General features: G+C 35.4%; 23 protein-coding genes and 2 pseudogenes. 7 read left to right on the forward strand and 18 right to left on the reverse strand.

The window, feature by feature from the left end; genetic code table 11:
• The coding region (locus tag COE49_RS27745; RefSeq protein ID WP_441296459.1) for a BclA C-terminal domain-containing protein at positions 1–434 on the forward strand (434 nt) is incomplete at its 5' end.
• Between the two features lie 136 nt (positions 435–570).
• On the opposite strand, the gene COE49_RS24755 is transcribed toward COE49_RS27745, so the two are convergent.
• Complete coding sequence (locus COE49_RS24755; protein ID WP_088230618.1) at positions 571–867, reverse strand: hypothetical protein; 297 nt, start codon at positions 865–867, stop codon at positions 571–573.
• Positions 868–1,104: 237 nt separating this feature from the next.
• On the opposite strand from COE49_RS24755, the gene COE49_RS27750 reads away from it, so the two are divergent.
• Together COE49_RS27750 and COE49_RS24765 are read left to right on the forward strand one after the other, a co-directional pair.
• Positions 1,105–1,278 (forward strand): hypothetical protein, encoded by a 174-nt coding sequence (locus COE49_RS27750; RefSeq protein WP_088230337.1) that lies wholly within the window; start codon positions 1,105–1,107, stop codon positions 1,276–1,278.
• A gap of 260 nt (positions 1,279–1,538) precedes the next feature.
• A complete protein-coding gene (locus tag COE49_RS24765; RefSeq protein ID WP_088230338.1) occupies positions 1,539–2,147 on the forward strand; it encodes a hypothetical protein in 609 nt (202 codons plus the stop codon).
• 572 nt (positions 2,148–2,719) lie between these two features.
• Here the strand turns inward: COE49_RS24765 and COE49_RS24770 are convergent.
• Positions 2,720–3,076 (reverse strand): annotated as a pseudogene (locus COE49_RS24770) (DNA cytosine methyltransferase); the annotation flags it as partial.
• Positions 3,077–3,490: 414 nt separating this feature from the next.
• Positions 3,491–3,694: a hypothetical protein gene (locus COE49_RS24775; protein WP_088230339.1), complete on the reverse strand. Its 204-nt coding sequence runs from the start codon at positions 3,692–3,694 to the stop codon at positions 3,491–3,493.
• A 424-nt stretch (positions 3,695–4,118) separates the two neighbouring features.
• Here COE49_RS24775 and COE49_RS24780 point away from each other — a divergent pair.
• The 3 genes and pseudogenes from COE49_RS24780 to COE49_RS24790 all read left to right on the forward strand — a co-directional run.
• Positions 4,119–4,390 (forward strand): annotated as a pseudogene (locus COE49_RS24780) (tyrosine-type recombinase/integrase); the annotation flags it as partial.
• Positions 4,391–4,432: 42 nt separating this feature from the next.
• Positions 4,433–4,747 carry a thioredoxin family protein gene (locus COE49_RS24785; protein WP_000658777.1) on the forward strand — a complete coding sequence of 105 codons (315 nt, stop codon included), beginning with the start codon at positions 4,433–4,435 and terminating at the stop codon, positions 4,745–4,747.
• A 439-nt stretch (positions 4,748–5,186) separates the two neighbouring features.
• The gene (locus COE49_RS24790) at positions 5,187–6,068 is read left to right on the forward strand and encodes a cation diffusion facilitator family transporter (RefSeq protein ID WP_140417332.1); all 882 of its coding nucleotides are present in this window, start codon (positions 5,187–5,189) and stop codon (positions 6,066–6,068) included.
• Here COE49_RS24790 and COE49_RS24795 read toward each other — a convergent pair.
• From COE49_RS24795 to COE49_RS24815, 5 genes are all read right to left on the reverse strand, one after another.
• Positions 6,055–6,693, reverse strand: coding sequence for a phosphatase PAP2 family protein (locus COE49_RS24795; protein ID WP_140417333.1), 639 nt, complete (start codon positions 6,691–6,693; stop codon positions 6,055–6,057). The two genes, COE49_RS24790 and COE49_RS24795, sit on opposite strands and share 14 nt — an antisense overlap.
• 77 nt (positions 6,694–6,770) lie before the next feature.
• The gene (locus COE49_RS24800; protein WP_098946139.1) at positions 6,771–7,526 is read right to left on the reverse strand and encodes a sporulation protein; all 756 of its coding nucleotides are present in this window, start codon (positions 7,524–7,526) and stop codon (positions 6,771–6,773) included.
• The gene (locus COE49_RS24805; protein ID WP_088230342.1) at positions 7,508–8,329 is read right to left on the reverse strand and encodes a serine/threonine protein kinase; all 822 of its coding nucleotides are present in this window, start codon (positions 8,327–8,329) and stop codon (positions 7,508–7,510) included. Before COE49_RS24805 ends, COE49_RS24800 begins: the two co-directional genes overlap by 19 nt.
• Positions 8,329–8,511 carry a hypothetical protein gene (locus COE49_RS24810; protein WP_088230343.1) on the reverse strand — a complete coding sequence of 61 codons (183 nt, stop codon included), beginning with the start codon at positions 8,509–8,511 and terminating at the stop codon, positions 8,329–8,331. Before COE49_RS24810 ends, COE49_RS24805 begins: the two co-directional genes overlap by 1 nt.
• Positions 8,512–8,619: 108 nt before the next feature.
• Positions 8,620–8,799: a YozD family protein gene (locus COE49_RS24815; protein ID WP_000658451.1), complete on the reverse strand. Its 180-nt coding sequence runs from the start codon at positions 8,797–8,799 to the stop codon at positions 8,620–8,622.
• A gap of 149 nt (positions 8,800–8,948) precedes the next feature.
• Between COE49_RS24815 and COE49_RS24820 the strand changes: the two genes are divergently transcribed.
• Positions 8,949–9,104 carry a DUF3930 family protein gene (locus COE49_RS24820; protein ID WP_002018281.1) on the forward strand — a complete coding sequence of 52 codons (156 nt, stop codon included), beginning with the start codon at positions 8,949–8,951 and terminating at the stop codon, positions 9,102–9,104.
• Between the two features lie 4 nt (positions 9,105–9,108).
• On the opposite strand, the gene COE49_RS24825 is transcribed toward COE49_RS24820, so the two are convergent.
• The 10 genes from COE49_RS24825 to COE49_RS24870 all read right to left on the reverse strand — a co-directional run bounded on the left by COE49_RS24825 (position 9,109) and on the right by COE49_RS24870 (position 18,439).
• Complete coding sequence (locus tag COE49_RS24825) at positions 9,109–9,771, reverse strand: hypothetical protein (protein WP_000101497.1); 663 nt, start codon at positions 9,769–9,771, stop codon at positions 9,109–9,111.
• Positions 9,772–9,959: 188 nt separating this feature from the next.
• Positions 9,960–10,175: a YozE family protein gene (locus COE49_RS24830; RefSeq protein WP_088230344.1), complete on the reverse strand. Its 216-nt coding sequence runs from the start codon at positions 10,173–10,175 to the stop codon at positions 9,960–9,962.
• Between the two features lie 72 nt (positions 10,176–10,247).
• Entirely contained in the window at positions 10,248–10,520 is a 273-nt protein-coding gene (locus tag COE49_RS24835) for a YokU family protein (RefSeq protein WP_000995763.1), read from the reverse strand.
• On the reverse strand, positions 10,517–11,938 hold the full coding sequence (gene kamA, locus COE49_RS24840; RefSeq protein ID WP_088230345.1) for a lysine 2,3-aminomutase: 1,422 nt from the start codon (positions 11,936–11,938) through the stop codon (positions 10,517–10,519). Before kamA ends, COE49_RS24835 begins: the two co-directional genes overlap by 4 nt.
• Positions 11,939–12,148: 210 nt before the next feature.
• Complete coding sequence (gene rocR, locus COE49_RS24845) at positions 12,149–13,534, reverse strand: arginine utilization transcriptional regulator RocR (protein WP_098946140.1); 1,386 nt, start codon at positions 13,532–13,534, stop codon at positions 12,149–12,151.
• Positions 13,535–13,654: 120 nt separating this feature from the next.
• The gene (ablB, locus tag COE49_RS24850; protein WP_088230347.1) at positions 13,655–14,506 is read right to left on the reverse strand and encodes a putative beta-lysine N-acetyltransferase; all 852 of its coding nucleotides are present in this window, start codon (positions 14,504–14,506) and stop codon (positions 13,655–13,657) included.
• Complete coding sequence (locus tag COE49_RS24855) at positions 14,503–15,771, reverse strand: peptidase (protein WP_088230348.1); 1,269 nt, start codon at positions 15,769–15,771, stop codon at positions 14,503–14,505. The genes ablB and COE49_RS24855 overlap by 4 nt, the downstream gene beginning before the upstream one ends.
• Before the next feature lie 15 nt (positions 15,772–15,786).
• Positions 15,787–16,449 (reverse strand): CoA transferase subunit B, encoded by a 663-nt coding sequence (locus tag COE49_RS24860; RefSeq protein WP_088230349.1) that lies wholly within the window; start codon positions 16,447–16,449, stop codon positions 15,787–15,789.
• Positions 16,434–17,132, reverse strand: coding sequence for an acetate CoA-transferase subunit alpha (gene atoD, locus COE49_RS24865; protein ID WP_088230350.1), 699 nt, complete (start codon positions 17,130–17,132; stop codon positions 16,434–16,436). The genes COE49_RS24860 and atoD overlap by 16 nt, the downstream gene beginning before the upstream one ends.
• Entirely contained in the window at positions 17,129–18,439 is a 1,311-nt protein-coding gene (locus COE49_RS24870) for an aspartate aminotransferase family protein (RefSeq protein WP_098253372.1), read from the reverse strand. Before COE49_RS24870 ends, atoD begins: the two co-directional genes overlap by 4 nt.
• Positions 18,440–19,359: the final 920 nt, after the last annotated feature.

The following is a 19,359-nucleotide window of genomic DNA, read 5'->3' on the forward strand; positions in this document are numbered from 1 at the left end:
GGGCTACCGGATCTACTGGGACTAGTACTACAAATGTATCAAGTTTCGCCGCTAATACTACCGGCGCACTAATCGGTGTAATTGTACTTGGAACTGATGTACCTCTTCCTAGTGATCAAACTTTATCTGGTGGTATTACAGTTGATGGTACAAATACTATTTTCACCGTTCCTAATGCTGGTCGTTATTTAATTACCTATGGAGTCAATTTAACCGCTGCTCTATTACTAAGTACACGATTAATTATTAATGGTTCGGCTAATACAGCTTCTACAATTACTCCAATACTTTCAGCTAGCCAGTTTAATAATACAATTATAGTATCGTTAGCAGCAGCAAGTACTATAAAATTACAATTGTTCGGATTACTCGGCGCCGCTACTTTATTACCTGGAAGTGCTGGCGCTACATTAACAATAGTGCAAGTTTCATAAAAAATGAAAAACCCTTCCTATATTGAAGTGCCCTCAATTGTTACACACTCTTTAACAATTGGGGGACACTTTTTTGACTACATTTTCTTCAAATGACAAAATAAAAAAGCAGCTCTCAGGCTACTTTGAATTCTTCTTATCCCCAAATGAAATGATATATATATTCTCCCGTTACACGTTCATCAATTCCAGCAACTCTAACGAATCTCATTAAGTCCGCCCCTTGAAGAAAATATACCGAGAGCGTAGTCGGTACTTGTGACCACATGAATTGATAAAGCTCATTCACTCTCTGATTCGTCGAGACGATTAAATCATTTACAGGTCCATGATTCCATGCAGAGGTTTGAACTGAAGTGAACGGAAGGTCTTTCCCATTAACCACTATTCTTACCACACTTTGAGTTATGTCCACAATAATCCCCTCCACCATTACAAAAATTGGACCTATTTCTTTATTCATATTGTTATAAATATTCTTGATTGCAATTAATGTTTAAGGCAAACTCCTATTTTCAGTTTAAAAACTTGAGTTCTACACCATCTCTTTTTCACATATCTTCTTTCATACAATTTTTCGTTTAAAGTTACCTTAAATCTTGCTCAAACAACCTAACCACAAGAAAAACCCCTTTATAATACAATTAAGTAATTTATAGGGGTGTTATTTATGACAGATACATTAAGACTCGTTATTTTTATTATTGTTGCAATTGGTGCAATTATTAACTTATACCTAGAGTTTAAAAAACCGAAAAAAAGTATATTATCAATTGTTTTTCTATCGATACTCCTCATTGGGGCTTCAGGATTAATCAAAGATATTTTATCCCGACTTTTATAAAGTGACACTTGAATCAGTGAGGGTTTTGTGCATCCCTCACTGATTATTAGCCTTCACCAATCGGGCTTTTACGGGCAGCCCGACCACCCCCTAACTTCTTTGCTTTCGCTGAATTTTGAGATGGGGGTCTTACTGCCCGGCAAATAGCGGGATAAAACTCAATATTCCATGAGTGGAGCAGTTAGCTTTTGCTAGCTGCTCTTTTAGGAAGGATTTCCTTCCTATTATCAAATTAGTAAAATTCGGAAAGGGAGTGTACTATGGCAGAAATTAAAGTGAGCCTTACACAATTTTTAGACTTCACACTGAAAAGTAGTGCAGCTAAAACAACCTTTGTAAAAAATCTAAAATCTCAACCTGAATACCAACCAGTTTTTGATTACTGGAAACACTTACGAGAAACTGTTATTAAATTCCATCAAAATGAACTACCTTTTGAATGTTTCGAAACATTAGTGCAAACAGTTGATCAGAAGAAAAAGCAAAACTACATTGATGTCATAAAACAGTACAAAAAATTTATTAAAAACAAAGACATCTCTTGGTTCGATCCAGGTAAATCACATTGGATATCAGATGATTTAATCGTTCGCTCATCACCTGAACTCGGTTTGTTTATTAATGATGAGCCGCATCTTATTAAACTATTTTTCAAAGGAAAAAGAGAGCGAATTGATAAATACAACATCAACTCAACACTAACATTATTAAATGAATCAACATTTAATAATGAACATAACGATGTGAATTATACAGTCCTTAACATCCAAAAGAACAGAATGTTTACGAATAACTCTATTAATAATGAGCATTTAATAGCACTTGAATCAGAAGCTAACCAGCTTTGTTATATATGGAATAAAATGTAGTAATTGCGATTTCATCCCACACCTTTTATACAATCCGTCAATACATGTAAGAAATGCTTTACGCTTAATCACCGGAAAAATCACCTTACCTTTCACGATTTTCATGTAATACGCAAAAAAGACCTTCAAATGACGGGATAATTGCTCATCGGTCATTTCTAAGTCTCTTTTGGCCACTGCTATTTTATTTTGGAATTGTTAGTTGTTCATATCTACCACCTCATCGCTAATTACTAAATGAATCTTATTTCCAAAAAACTTCTGTTTTTGTTCAGTTTTCGTGGAGAACCTTCTTCTAGTTTGTATATACCCGTGTAACGCAAAGTAGAAAGGGATTTTACGATGAAAACAGAAACTCAACAACAATCGAACAACAACTTATCACCTGAGCTTATTTTCGCTATTGCGGAATTCATCCGAGCTCTCCATGAAGCAGGAATCATTTGATTCTTGCTTTTTTCTTTCGTTATGTTCGTTTGTTTTTTAACCCAAAATATAAAAAGCAGCAAATAGTGTGATAGGGAGTCTTAATAATAACCCTCCTATTCTAGCTGCACCTTTATTATCATTACTTCCAACATAATTACACGTGGTTTTACAGCTATTGCCCACTTAACAGCAATCCATGCTAATCCTCTTATTTTCTTTTCAACTGGTTTACCGCCTTTTGCTTTCGAAAAATGTTTGCAGTCTGGGGAGAACCAGGCAAGACCTACCTTTCTCCCCTTAACCGCTTCTGAAGGATCATCATCCCAAACGCTTTCGCAGTAATGTTCTGTATCTGGTTGATTAACCTTATGCATCGCAATAGCTGCTGGATCATGATTAATTGCTATATCAACACTTAAACCCGTCGCCATTTCAATTTCTGTACTCGCTCCGCCACCGCCCGCGAAGTTATCGACTACAATTTCGTGAAATAAATCAATTTACATACCCGTTTCTCCTTTCTACGCAAATAGCATTTTTATTCAATTGCCATTTTCACTTTTTCTCGTTCCACAATTCGATATGCAATATTTCATATTTTATTATCTCAATATCACTTTATTAGCTATAACTTTATATAAATGAGTTTCTATAACGCACTACATCAACATTTGTAATTTAATTCCTTATTTAAAAATCTAGAATATTATTTTAAACACTATATTCGGATAGTTATATTGGAATTTCTTGCTCTACACATCCATATAAATTTTGTGTATTATGTAGTAGAAGAGTAATTAAAAGACTTACTCTTTGCTATTGAGGGAAGAGCCTGAGAGCCATATCAGGCTCTTCTTTGTTTATATACCATGTAATCAAATAACGCTTTTGTTTTAATCTCTCATCGCATAAAGTTAATTCTTGATATACTCTTCGCTTTGTTTGTCATTTACTTTTAACTCGCCCTTCTCATGAAAAGTTACTAAAATTCCCGTTAAAACCAGCTTATCTGTCAACGTCATTTGATAAGTGTACATAGTTTCTTTTTTGACAAAGATCATTTTCCATTCCCCATTTCTGTACAAAATCCAAACTTTATTGGGCTTTCTTCCCACCATTCTTTATCTCTTTCAGTTGCGCTGCTTCCTTCTTTGTTGATTCCTTAATAAAGTTAATTTGATACCAACGTCTCTCTGCTTTATTCAATTCTCCTATTTTGTGTAGCGGAAACTGTAACCGCTAAATAACCTATAAGACATCCTAACCACAATATAATTTAATTCCCCTATACTTTAATTCGTTTTTATCAAAAACTTAAAATATATTAATGTTAAGTAAAACACTTGTTATGGTTGCTGATTTCTTCTGGTTTCTCTTCTGAAAGCCCATGTCTCAGGATTTTCCCTTTCAAATAATACACGCGACAAATTTACTTTTTGAGCCTCCCTAATATCCACTACGATATCTTTTGAATCGTGTAGGCCAAAAATTCATATCCATACACAGAGCCAAAAACCTCTTTCGGAAAGAGATTGCTGGTTTTGCCCTGCTTATAATAGCAACCCTGCAATTTCAGAAGTTTGACACAGCTCCAGAAAAAGCTTATAAAGAAAAGTGAGGTTCCTGATATTTAGTTCCGCGATCTAAGGCATGCCTATACAACCTTAATGTTGAAACAAGGTATCCACTCTAAGATTGTCAGTGAACAATTAGAACATAAAAGAGTAGGCATTACATTAGTTACCTACTCACATGTCGTACCAGGCCTACAAGAAAAAACTGTCGAAGATTTTACAATTACGGATTTTGCATAAAAATACTAGCTTATCCGTGTGACATTGAGAGGAGTCAAAAACATGAAAGAAATCAAATCTGAACAAGAATTCAAAGACATCATCGCAAGCGAGGAGCCAGTAGTTGTTAAGTTTTTTACAACGTGGTGCCCAGATTGCGTGCGTATGGACAACTTTATCGGAGATGTAATGGAAGAGTTCAATAAATTTGAATGGTATTCTATTAATAAAGATGAGTTCCCAAGTATTGCTGAAGAGTATCAAGTAATGGGTATTCCAAGTTTACTTGTATATCAAAATGGTGAGAAGCTAGGACACTTACATAGCGCTAATGCAAAAACTGAAGAGCAAGTTACTGAGTTTTTAGAAGCATACTAAGATGCAAAAAACCTCTGAATAATTTTCAGAGGTTTTTCATTTATTTTCACAACGATTCTTCGTAGTATCTTTTTTAATTCTTCATTTGTACACTACGCTGTTTCTTCATGGAAAATGAGAATGATGATACTTTTCCCCTCTCCTCCAAAGGATAGGTATTTTTCATTTATAGTATTACATCCAGTCATTATGAAAAAAATACATAGTAAAGAAAGGATTCGGGATTTCATCTATATACCTCTCTCCATACTTAAATGCTGATACATAGTGTACCAACTATCGCTTTGCACTTTACAACATATTTTTCCTTCACGAAACTTTGTTATCCTCTTCTTAAAAAGCTATAAAACGTCAACAATGTTTGTATAGACCCACACGAGTTTCGTTTGATACTCTATTTATAGAAAGAAATTCCTTTAAAGAAAGGTGAGTGATTATAATGGATACTCTTTCTCATAAAGAAGCTGATAAAGGTGCTATTGTCAGCATTATGGCCTACATATTTTTATCCTCTATGAAAATCATCATCAGTTATATTACCCTCTCTAGTGCATTACGTGCTGACGGTTTAAATAACTTAACGGATATCGGTGCTTCTTTGGCGATATTAATTGGTCTAAAAATTTCTCGTAAACCTCGTGACCCAGATCATCCATATGGGCATTCACGTGCAGAACAAATCGCATCACTTGTTGCTTCTTTTATTATGGCAACAGTCGGATTAGAAGTTGTTATTAGTGCCATTCAATCTTTCTTAAATCCGAAACAAGCTGCGCCTAATGTACTCGCTGCGTGGGTTGCTTTATTTTCTGCTGTCGTTATGTACTTTGTATATTTGTATACGAAAAAGATTGCAGCGCGAACAAAAAGTAAGTCATTAGAAGCCGCTGCGAAGGATAATTTATCAGATGCTCTCGTAAGTATTGGTACAGTAGTAGGTATTGTCGGTTCACAGTTCCAAATGCCTATTTTAGATCCTATTGCCGCTTTAATTGTCGGCCTTATTATTTGTAAAACTGCATGGGAGATTTTCGTAGAAGCTTCCCATATGTTAACGGATGGAATTGATCCTGATAAAATGGAAGAATATGCTGATGCTATTGAACATATTGGTGGCGTGGAAAACATCGTTGATATTCGCGCTCGTATGTATGGGAATCAAACGTACGTTGATATTACAATCGAGGTAGATGCTCGTATGGATGTTGGTGAAAGTCACTGTATTACTGACAACATCGAGGCTATGTTGCGAAAAAAATTTGGAATTTACCATGCTCATATTCATGTTGAACCAATGGAAAAAGAACCTATTTTGACATAGGTTCTTTTTTAATGAACGCTTTATGAAATATAACACATAAAACGAGCCAACTACCGCCAGCTGCCCATCCTGCTAATATGTCAGATGGATAGTGAACGCCAAGATATATTCGGCTAACTGAAATAGATAATACAACAAAGCTTGCTATAAAAATAATCAACAATTTTTTATGCAGTGTAATACGCTCTTCTGTAATTGTGACGTATGCAATAAATCCTAAAAAAGCAGTAGCATTCATCGTATGACCGCTCGGAAAACTATATCCAGTTGCAGTAACAAGCTGCGTTACATCTGGTCTTGCTCGTTCGTACCATAGTTTAAGCATACTGTTCAAATAACGAGATCCGTAATAATTAATTGTTAGAAGTAATGCACTAAGCAACTTTTTTCTAACGAGAAAATACATTACAAGTATAATGAGTATCGGGAAATATATTCTTTTGGAACCGATAAAAGACACCCAAGTAAAATAGGCTGTCAAGTAATCGTTTCGAAAGCTTTGAATAAAGTGTGCAACTACATCATCAAATTTTTCAATACAAGCGGTATGATACGAAAGTGATAGTGCGACAAAACAAATAAGTAAAGTACAGCTTAACAAGTATAAATGTCGATATCGTTTCACATACATAACCTCACTATGCAAAAAAATGGAGCGGTTGTTTTAGTTTCCCACTCCATTTCTTTTTTATGCATAGATTATTAATAAAGATAATTGTTAATTTTTTGCTTCATCGTTGGAATATCTTCATTCGTTACTGTTAAGCGAATAATTTTCTCATCAAGATCAAGCGCTTCTGCAAATAGTCCAGCTAATCCACGAGATTTTCTATCTACTTCCATAACAATTTCTAGGCGGTCGTAAGCACTTGGCAAGATTAATAATTCTAACTCATCTAACTTCCCATAATACTCTCCGGAAACCGGAATAAACTCAAATTCTTGCGCGAATGGAACTTGCTTACGTAATCGATACGGTAATTCTTCACATTCTATATGACGTGCTTTAAAGCCTAATTGATTTACACTATCTAATACACTACTTAACAGTGCGTTCGGCAACACTTGAATGTAGTCACGGTCACTTGGGTCAATACTACGTTTAATATCAAGACCCGTATGCACCCAAACTGTTTTCATTCCGAGTGTAAGTGGAGCTTCCACTGGCATTTTATATGCAAAAGGAATTTCCATCTTTTCATTCGGCTCTACCGAAAAAGGTTCTGTTAAACGAACTCGCTCTAAATCGTACGTTGCCGTTACTTTTTTATCATCGACTTCTCGTACATACGAAGTCGATAACGTTAAGTAAATGCTTTCAATTTGTTGGCTAACTGAACCACCAGTTATATGCACCTTACCTACTATCTCTTCTCCAACAATATACTCATCTTTTTCAAGAATAGTATCTACTTTTGCACTACCAATACCAACGCTTGCTAAAAACTTTTGAAACATGAATCCTCCATCCTTTCTAAAGCAAAAGCTATATCTTTTTTTAAATCGTGTACATTCTCATAGTACGGTGATTTTATTTGTAACATTCGCATGAGTATTTCGCGATTATAATTTTCCAAAATTAACTCTTCATACCATGGTTTTTCGTTTTTTTCAGTAGATTCATAACCTGCATATAATAAAAATAAAGAGAAATGACCAAGAGCATAAAAATCACTTCGAAAATGAACTTCTCGCATTAAAGCTTGTTCACCTTCATAAGTTGTAGCTCGCTCATCCCCCTCCCCTTTATATTTAGCCAATCCAAAATCAATAATACTAACCTGTTTTTCTTTCATTAATATATTCGGAATACGTAAATCCCTGTGAATAATGCCTTTACTATGAAACACCGAAACAATTTCTAATATTTCGTATAAAATTTCAAAAACTTCACGTTCTGTATATATATGTCCATCTAAAAAAATATAATCTTCGAAATTTTTACCAGGCATATATTCCATTACGAAAAAGCTCTTTTTCTCCCATACGAAATAATCATATAGACTAGGAATTGCATGATGATTTAATGTTTGTAAAATCATTTTCTCTTGTTCAAATGATTTTCTACCAGACTCATATCTTTGTTTACTTCGTCTTAATTGCTTTAAGACTTTATATCTATTTATTTGTAAATCATTAACGACATATGTAACCCCATAACTACCCATTCCAATTACTGATTCAATTTTATAACGTTCTGCAACAATTGTATTTTTTCGCAGTGGTCTATCAAATAAAGCTAGTACACGACGCCATTTCATCAGCTACTTGAAAAGAAGCTACGGCTTTTACGTTTTCTTTTATAATGATGATGCCCATAATCAGATGAATGTCGTTTATAATCGCTACTTGAATAAGAGCGCCCTCTATGACGATAATCACTACTCGAATACGAACGATATCTTTTCTTTCCTAATATAGAATCAATAATTTTTTTGAACATCCCTTCACCTCTTGAGTAAATTTCTTTTAATTATACCAACAATTGTCGACTATGTTTGTGACAAGTTTGTAAAGAGTAAAAAACGACGAGTTAAGCCCGCCGTTACTTTCACTCATCCTCTTCATCAAAAACTTCATCAATCATACATTTCTCTAATAAATACTCGAATGTAATATCTGCGAGATCTTCAATTTCTTCTCGTTTTGGGACGTATCCTCGTTCAATTAGTTGCTCATAAAAAAACTCCGCAATCTCTTCCGTATCAATTACGACTTCAATTTCCTTCATGAGCATCACTCCTTTATTTCTGTTTTATGAAAAAATCTCAAAATTATGTATATGAGATTAGAAAAATAGTTTTTATTTTTTTATAGGTCATATCATTCGGACAAGGTGCATACGATGGTAGTACAAGCTATCCAAAGGGGGAAATAAGAATGGAATATCAATATGAAGTAGAGCAAACAAAAGAAGAGTTCATGCATGAAGATCAATGGGCAGACTCTCTTATTAAATGGCTTTTTATTTTTTTAATAATTGTAGGCATACCTTATACTGCATATGTTGTTGTTCAATTTATTCTCTCTTTCTAGTTAACTATTTTTTCTCTGTCAATTTAACTAAATAATTATGAACAACATCCATTACAATTTTATATTCTTCATCTTTAAATGTATCAAATAACAATTGATAATCGTTATAAATATCAAGTAATCCATCAATGATTTCTTGACGATTCGTCTTAACACTCACTTTTTTCGAGTTGTTAATTGACTTTAATTTTCCTAAATCTAATTTATTCATACCAGCTTTATCTTGTTTCATTTTCTTCAAAATTGCATTTGCCGTTTGAGCATTGGCAAGTAATGTTAAATCTGATTCATCCGCTTCTAACCATTCACCATCTGTAATTCGTGACAATTCATATATTGTATCTTCCCATGCGTCATTTTTATATCTCCATACTTCTGTTCGAAAACCGACAATACGGAAAACATCTTTATCATATCCTGTTACTTGCACGAGATCACCAAATGTGAAATTATAATTTAATTCAATCCACTCTGTGTCGCCCTTTTTCATTTCTTGTTCTGAAACGTGCTGCAATGTTTGTTCTACGTAAAACCCATCGTGATTATTTACTTCGTATACGTAAACTCCATCTAAAACTTTCATATTTGTGATTTTCCCAACGGTTCCATATAGCGTAATCACGACTATGTCCCCTACGTTGTATTTAGGTTGTTTTTTTCTTGCCATCTCTATCTCTCCTTTTTTTGACGTCGTGATTTTGATAACAGTATATGCAACCTACATAAAAACGCTTATCACAGAAGCTTATATTCATAAATTTTTTCAATAAAAAATAGCAACACATAAAAATTTATTTACAACGTAAAAAAGCTAGTAAATAGACTAGCTTCTTGTCAAAAAAATTCATATAGTTTTTATCTATCTTGTATGTATAAATCCCAAGCTTCATCAAATATAGACATACTGGCTAACATTCCACTTAACTCTAAGTACGAACTAATTTCATCATAGTCTTCAGATTGCTTCGGAAAACTTAAATCATCATACATTGCCTCTGCTAAATCTGAAATTTCATTTCTAAATAAAGCTGCACGATGCTTCATCATATAATGGTAAAATGTCTTTTTCAAACGTATTCCCTACCTTTCTAACTTGGGTACATTATACAAGGCAAAAAAGAAAAAAACCAGCATAAAAGCTGGTTAAAAGTCGAAATAATTCCTTTTTAATAAACGTGGTCTTCCCATTAATTCTTCATATGTTAGTTGTTTCGGCAAATCTTTCGTATAAATTAAAAACAACTGATCTTCAATTTCTTTTACTGTGTGATCTGATTGATAGTCCATTCCACATGAGGAACAAGAAATACATGGTGTCTCTTGGATTTCAATGGCTTTCGTACCATCTGGTAGTTCCCAATATACAGTATTCAAGCTTTCTTTCGCTTCTGTACTGTCACACCACATACAATTCATACTGCATCACCCTCAGTTTTTTTGTCGTTTTCTTCTAATTTAGCCATTTGCGCTTGATACTTTTTATCTTTTAATTGGTCGCGCTTATCACGTTTATCTTTTAAAGATGCATGCGTGTCATTATCTTCATAGTCTTTACGACGGCTCATACGCTGTAAATCGTCTGGAACAAGGTTAAATTTCTTATCACTCATAAGACCTGCGATACCAACATCTGAACGTTTTTCTTCGTAGTTTGGATAAATTTCTTTAAAGTATCCTTCTGCTCTTCCTGGAATGTAGCTCTCTGGCTCTGGATACGTTGTAATAACACCTTCGAAGTTACGAAGTACAACTTTATCTGCACTTTGTGAGATTAAATAGTTTGGTTGAAGCGCAATTTTACCGCCACCACCTGGTGCATCGACAACGAATGTCGGAACCGCATAACCAGATGTATGTCCGCGTAAACCTTCAATAATTTCAAGCCCTTTAGATACTGGTGCACGGAAGTGGCCGATACCTTCAGATAAGTCACATTGATAAATGTAGTATGGGCGCACACGGATTTTTACTAAATCATGCATAAGCTTTTTCATAATCGGAACGCTGTCGTTAATACCAGCTAAAATTACTGCTTGGTTTCCGATTGGAACACCAGCATTTGCTAGCATTTCACATGCTTTTTTCGATTCTTCTGTAATTTCAATAGAAGTATTAAAGTGCGTATTTAACCATACTGGATGGTATTTTTTAATAATATTACATAAATTCTCTGTAATACGCTGCGGGAATACAACCGGTGCTCTCGTTCCGATACGAATAATCTCGACATGCGGAATCTCTCGTAAACTTTTTAATACATATTCTAAAATTTTATCGTTAATTAGAAGACCGTCACCACCAGAGATTAATACATCTCGTACTTGTGGTGTATCACGAATGTAACCAATCGCATCGTCTAATTGTTTCTTCGGTACACCCATTCCAATTTGTCCACTAAAACGACGGCGTGTACAGTAACGACAATACATCGAACATTGATTCGTTACTAAAAATAGTACGCGGTCTGGATAACGATGCGTTAACCCTGGAACTGGTGAATCTTCATCTTCATGAAGCGGATCTTCTAAATCATATTTCGTTTTATATAACTCCTCCGAAATCGGTACTGATTGCATCCGAATCGGACAGCGTGGATCATCAGGATTCATTAGCCAAGCATAATACGGTGTAATGTTTAACGGGATCGTTTTCGTTGAAATTTTAACGCCCTCTTCTTCTTCAGGTGTTAAGTTAATCACTTTCTTTAAGTCATCTAACGTTTTGATCGTATTCGTTAATTGCCAAACCCAATCATTCCATTGCTCTTCAGTAACATCCTTCCATAATTCGATATCCTTCCAGTGACGATTTGGTTTGTATACATCATGTAACATTGCTATTCCCCCTTTTTATACGCTCATCCTTTATATAAGCAATAGTTATGCCAACTTTATATTGTTGATAAGTAAATGTGCGGAGAATCCTATTACATAAGAGAAAAAATATTTTTAAGTACTATACTAAATCGATACATACTATCATATTCATTACATTTTATATATGTAAACGCTCTTTTATTGGTGCAAACACACAAAAACCGCCGATTATTCGGCGGTTTTGTCGTACTTGCTCAGTTTATATTGAAGCGTTTGACGAGGGATGCCTAACATTTTGGCAGCTTGTAATATATTCCCTTCCGTTTCAATTAACGCTTGATCTATTAATTCCTTTTCCGTTTGATGAAGCGCTTCTCTAAGTGGTAAAATGCTCTTCTTCTTTGGAAGATTCTCTTTCCGAAATGTACGCGGCAAACAATTGGGTTTTAATGTATTCCCTTCTGCGATAATGACAGCATGTTCAATCGTATGTTTTAACTCACGAACATTTCCAGGCCATTGATAAGCTTGTAGTATTTCTTTCGCTTCCTTATCCATTTGAAGTACACCTTTTTTATAACTTTTATTATATTCTTTCAAAAAATAAGTAGCTAATAATACGACATCCTCGGTTCTTTCGCGTAACGGCGGGATATATAACGAAAAGACATTTAATCTATAATATAAATCAGTTCGAATTTTATTCTCTCTTAAACATATTTCTGGAGGTTGGTTCATAGCAGTAATGACGCGAACATCTACTTTTCTCGTCTTATTATCACCTATACGACGAATAACACCATCTTCTAATACACGAAGCATTTTCGCTTGTAAATCAAGTGGCATTGAATTCAGTTCATCTAGAAATAATGTCCCTCCATCCACAAGTTCAAATAGTCCTGCTCTTTCAATTGCACCTGTATAGCTTCCTTTTGTCGTTCCAAACAATAAGCTTTCTAATAGCGATTCTGGTAATGCTGCGCAGTTTTGTGCGATAAATGGCTTGTTCTTCCGTTTAGAAGCTTCATGAATCGCTTGTACAAATAGCTCTTTCCCTGTTCCCGTTTCCCCATATATTAAAACGTTTGCATCAGTTGGCGCTACTTTTTGTGCTAATTCTTTCGTCTGTTTAAATCGAGCATCATTAGTCACTATCGTCTCAAAGGCAACATGCTTTTTCACCGCTTTTTTGCTAGATGAGCGCTTTATTTTTGACTGTAAATCGACAATTGTATCAGTAAGTTGTTGAATTGTAGAATAGTCCTTTGCAATTTCAACAGCACCAGCAATATTTCCATCTATAAAAATAGGTAACGTCGTATTTACTGTACAAACATCTTCCCCATTTAAGTTTTGATAGTGCTGTACTTGATGTACAATTGGTTTTTTCGTATCTAATACTTTCATCAATGTACTTGTTTCCCTAGATAGAGAAGGAAACGCTTCTAGCAAATGCTTACCTAATACTTTTTCAATTTTTGATCCATCATGCTTTGCAGCGACTGTATTATAAAAAATCGTAATCCCATTTTCATCTACTGCGTGTATAGCCTCATCAATACTGCCCAAAATCGCTTCAATGACTTCTTGTGTCGAAACTGCTAGCAATGTCATCCCTCCTTTTGCCGAAAATTCAGCAAATTAAGCGCCGGATTTTCGGCATCCCTCTGTGCGATTATAAGCATGACGATTCCGTCCTATTATTTTTATAATACTTACCTATGTTTCTTTCACCTATTTATGATTAGATAAATCTTTCACCCATATATTCATATCTTCCAACTTATCAAAAATGTAGCAGTTATTCGCGAGTCTTCCTGTATACGTATAACCTAACTGATGAAAGGCCGCATTCATTCCGAAAGAAAGCGAGCGAGCAATTGTATAGGAACAGAAAATAGATTTTTCTTGAAGCTCTTCCTCTAACTTAATTAATAAACTTTTCATAAACCCATGTTTACGATATTCCGGTAAAGTAGCACAATTCGTTAATTCTGCATTTCCTTCCTTCACATTCATTTCTGCAGACGCTGTACTAATGATTTTCCCTTCACATTCATACACGTAGTAAATTGTGTCGTCTTCTTTCATCGTCTGTAATACATAACTCGCTTCATTTAAAGGTGTCGGATACACTTCAAATACTTTTCCAAAGACAGCCGCTAACTCTTCCGCATCCGCTTCTGTCGCTTTTCTTAACAGAAATTCCTTTGGGACTATTTTTTCCGTAACCTCTTTTGCTTTTACACCACTTAAAATGGTATCTTCCTCAGACCAATGAATACTATTTCGTCTTTCATCATTATTAAACTTCACTAAGAAGTACGCATCATGACCTTGAAAATAATGAGGTATTGTAGCTTCCAATAAGAAACCGAAAGAGAGCCATGTTGAAACATGCTCTCCCTTTCCTTTTATAATACATTTAGTGAAAGAATGTTTCTCTGCTAGTTCGTCAATAGTTTGTATAATACTCTCAACATTTCCTGTATAGTGATCTACTCGAATACGTTTATTAAAAAAATCTAAAACACCTTCTACTGTATAGTAATTCGTCTGTTCTTTAAAAGATTCATAGTATTTCATTTTTTCACCTCACACCAATCTAGTAATGTACATGCAATAATTTTTGCGGCAGCAATCATTTTATCAACTTCTATATATTCATTTGGATAATGCGCTACTTTCGTCTCTCCTGGTCCAAACACTATCGTTGGTACGTTAGCGATCTGTGTAAATAAACCTCCATCAGTCCCCCACGGAGATGCTTCTATAATTGGATCGTTCCCTTCAATCTCAACAAAGTTATGCTGAAGTGTTGTAATCAGCTCATGATTTTCTTCTAGCTCACCAGGAACCCATCGCGCTCCAAACCATTCTACTTCTACTGGATTTTCTACAAACCAATTGTCCGTATTATGTAATTCAGCGATCCAACTCTCAAACTCTTCTTTTGCTGCCTCTATAGTCTCATTCGGCGCAATACCGCATCTTCCTTCTAAAATTAACGAATCAGGAACAGAACTTGGCCAACTACCACCTTCAATTTTCCCTATGTTAATTGGGATTGGAATCGGAATCCCATTAAATAATGGATCTGTAATTCGACTATTTCTCTTTTCTTCTAATTTTCTCAAATGATCCACAACGAACATACTTTTTTCAATTGCACTTACACCTTCATAACGCGTTCCACCATGTGCTGCTTTTCCTTTCACATGGAGACGAAACCACATGGACCCTTGTTGTTTCGGGAAAAACTTCATATTGGTCGGTTCTGGAATAATAACACCATCTGCCTTATATCCTCGCAATATAGTCGCTAATGTTCCTGCCCCGCCACTTTCTTCTTCTATTACACTTTGAAAATAGATGTCTCCTTTTAATTCAATACGCGATTCAATAATCGCTTCCATCGCAAGCATAAGTGCGACATTTCCGCCTTTCATATCCGTCGTTCCACGACCGTATATACGATTTCCTATTTTCTCACCACTATAAGGATGATGATCCCATTGATTCACATCTCCTTCTGGAACTACATCTATATGCCCATTTAGTATCATAGATTTCCCATCGCCGCTTCCTTTTAAAGTAGCCACAATGTTTGGGCTGTCTGAAAAGCTTGTACGTGGTGATACAAAATAAGGATGATCTTTCATTTTAGAAAAAGAAGGCTCCCAAATATCAAGATCTAAACCTAACTCACGTAGCTTTTCAATCACAATTGCCTGTGCACCACTTTCATCACCAGATACGCTTTTTTCTTGAATTAATCTCTTTAAAAATTTCACACTTTCCTCTTCATGACTCTCAATATAATCGCAAACCTGCTTTTTTAATTGCTCCATATATTACATCTCCCCTCATTCAATTACTAGTAAATTCGAGCCAATTTGAAAATCAGCTTCCGTATGTCGTTTTATATCTTCCACTGTGTATGGGCTCATTAATTCTTGTAAAACAAGTCCATTTGAAGTCACTTCCATTACCGCCATATCCGTAATAATTAAATCTACACATTTCTTTGAAGTTAACGGCAATGTACACTCTGAAACAATTTTTGCATTTCCATACTTATCAACATGATTCATCACAACAACGACACGCTTCGCTTTTTGTGCTAAATCCATCGCTCCCCCAATACCCGGAACACGTTTCCCTGGTACAATCCAGTTTGCTAAGTCACCATTTTCACTTACTTGTAATGAACCAAGAATTGTTATGTCTAGTAAACCTTTTCGTATCATCCCAAACGCTGTGCAGCTATCAAAATAACTTGCTCCTGTAATAAGGGAAGTCGGTAAACCTGCTGCGTTACATAAATTTTCGTCTTCATTTCCTTTACTTGGCGTAGGCCCCATACCAACGATTCCATTTTCCGCATGAAACATGACGTTTATATCTTCTGGTAAATGATTCGGTACTAGCGACGGAATTCCAATACCTAAATTTACGATCATACCATTTTGTATTTCTTTCGCGGCACGCTTAGCAATCTTATCTCTCACTTCTACGCCCATACCCATTTCCAATTCACTCCTTCCGATGGCACGATATAATTTACGAATACACCTGGAACTACGATTTCCTCTGGATCTAAACTCCCAAGTGGAACAATTTCTTCGGCCTCTACAATTGTTATATCCCCTGCCATAGCTACGTGAGGATTCATATTTCGCGCACTTTTATCGAATACAAGATTACCAAATGGATCCGCCTTTTTCGCATAAACAATCGAAACTTCAGCAGTTAATGCTGTTTCAACTAAATAAGTCTTACCGTTCATTTCAACTGTTCGCTTTCCCTCTTCTACAATCGTATCCAAACCAACATCAACTAAAACTCCACCAAGCCCAACGCCTCCAGCGCGAATACGCTCTGCTAATGTTCCCTGAGGAGAAAACTCTATTTGTAATCTTCCTTCGTTTAACTGTCTTCCTGCATTCGGGTTTGAGCCAATATGAGAAGTAATTAATGATTTTACTCTTTCATTCGTAACAAGACGACCGATTCCTACATCAGGAAATCCCGTGTCATTTCCTATTAAATTTAAATTTGTAACTCCCTTTTCTAAAATAGCCTGTATTAAAGATGGAGGGGATCCAATCCCCCCAAATCCCCCAAACATTAATGTCATATCATCGTGGAACAAAGAAATTACTTCATCTATTTCTTTTAATTTATCGAACGTATTTGTAATAGTTGTCATGCGATACTATGCCCTCCTTTTTGCATCATCTCTTCTACACTTTTAGAAAAAATTGAAAGTAATTCATCTAACTCGGAATATGTAGTTGTCATTGGCGGTGCTACAAGCAGTGCACTATCTTCTTTTCCTGCTTGCCCTGAAACAGCTTGGTATAAAAGAAGTCCATTTTTAGCTGCAACCGAAATAAGTTCAGACGCTTTTGTAAACGGTTGCAATTCTATTCCAATCAGCAACCCTTTTCCGCGCACATCAGCAATGATTGTCGATTGTTGCTGAACTTTCTGTAATCCTTTTATTAAATACTCTCCCTTTTCTGCTGTTTTTTCAGGTAAATTATGTTTCTCCATATATTCAATAACAGCTAGTGCCGTTGCCGCAGACAATGGATTTGCACTTAACGTATGCCCACTCATAACAGAACGTGATCCACGTAATATCGGCTCCATAACACGGTCACTTACAACAGTCGCTGCCATCGGTGTATATCCAGCTCCTAATCCTTTACCAAGTGTCATAATATCCGGTTCTACGCCCCAATGCTCCATTGCAAACCATGCACCAGTACGACCAAGCCCAGTCATTACTTCATCTGCAATAAATAAAATATCATAATGACTACAAATATCTTTAATCACTTTATAATATTCTTTCGGCGGAACAACCGCCCCTCCAGCTGCTCCGATAATCGGTTCAGCGATAAAAGCTGCAATATGCTCTGCACCAATTCTTTCAATTGATCTTTCTAGCTCAGTTGCACAAGCAAGCTGACAAGTTGGATATACCTTTTGCATCGGGCACCTGAAACAATATGGAGCTGGAATAGTTGGATAATCTTCCAAAATAGATACGAAACGTTGTCTGCGCAAAGGATGCCCAGACATTGATAAAGCACCCATCGTAATACCGTGATAGCTCATCCATCGTGACATAATTTTATGTTTACCTTGAATACCGCGTTCCTGAAAATGCTGAATCGCGATTTTCATAGCTGTTTCATTTGCTTCCGTACCACTATTCACAAAAAAGCTCCAGTTCAAATCTCCTACACTTAAATCGCTTAACTTCTTCGCTAATTTTTCAGCCGGCTCACTCGTAAACTGTGATCTATAAACGAAAGCAATCTCCTCTGCTTGCTTTTTAATAACGTCTGCAATCTCCTTTACACCATGCCCAATCCCTGCCGTAATTGCTCCTGAAGAACCATCAAAATATTTATTTCCGTTCTGATCATACAAATAGACACCTTTTCCATGTGAAATCATTGGATACGGCTGACCAACAAGTGGTTTAATTAAGTAATCGCGCATAGCGCTCCCCCATTTCTCCAATTTGTATATATATATGAAGAAAATTGACGTTTCTTTCATAAAAAAGAATCCTCTGCAAAAGCAGTGAATTTATCAAAAAACTATTATAAAATATACAAATGAGTGCTAAAAAATATTTTAAAAACAGAAAATTCAGAACTGAAAATGAAGACTAATCCTTTATATCCGCTCAAATAACCCTCCCTTATATAAAATTAGTGTTATGCCAAATACTTTATTAACATAATGTCAGCTTCCCTCAAATACCGACATTGTGTAAACTTCGACAGTACTCCCTTTAAACTCCTTCCTATTATCCTACTTTACACTGCATATTTTTAAACAAATTTCGACACTTAACTTCACGAAATGTATAACAATTCTTTTTATAACAACTAACATTTAACATATGATATCTTGCTTTTTATACAATAAAAAAAGAACCGATTAACCACACTAATCAGTTCGGCACGACGCTCTTTTTTCGATTAATACCGTCACTTGCTAAAATAAATAGAAAAACAATATTTCAAATTCAAAATACATCCTACAGCCTTTTAGCACAAAGTCCTCCATAACTCCATTCACAATTACTATCGGGATATCCCCATCCCAATGTGCCACTCCTTTCCTCATAGTCAAACTACCTTTCCTTTATAATTTATGTAGGACAATTATCACTTTGTATGTGTATTTGCCTATAATTAAAAAAATCCCTAATTTGACATGCTTTCGATTTGCTGATAGATACGTGTTTAACAATTTCATTTTCACTTACATATAATTGATAAGCTTGGTTTCATCAAAAACGAATAATATATTATCGTTTCTCCGTGAACTACCCACCACTTAGTATCTCTTACGAGCTTACCCCAAAGTGGGGGCTTCTCGGTTTATCGCTACTTTTGATAGCTAACGAA

Origin of the sequence: Bacillus sp. AFS029637, assembly GCF_002584985.1 — a bacterium.
GTDB lineage: Bacteria > Bacillota > Bacilli > Bacillales > Bacillaceae_G > Bacillus_A.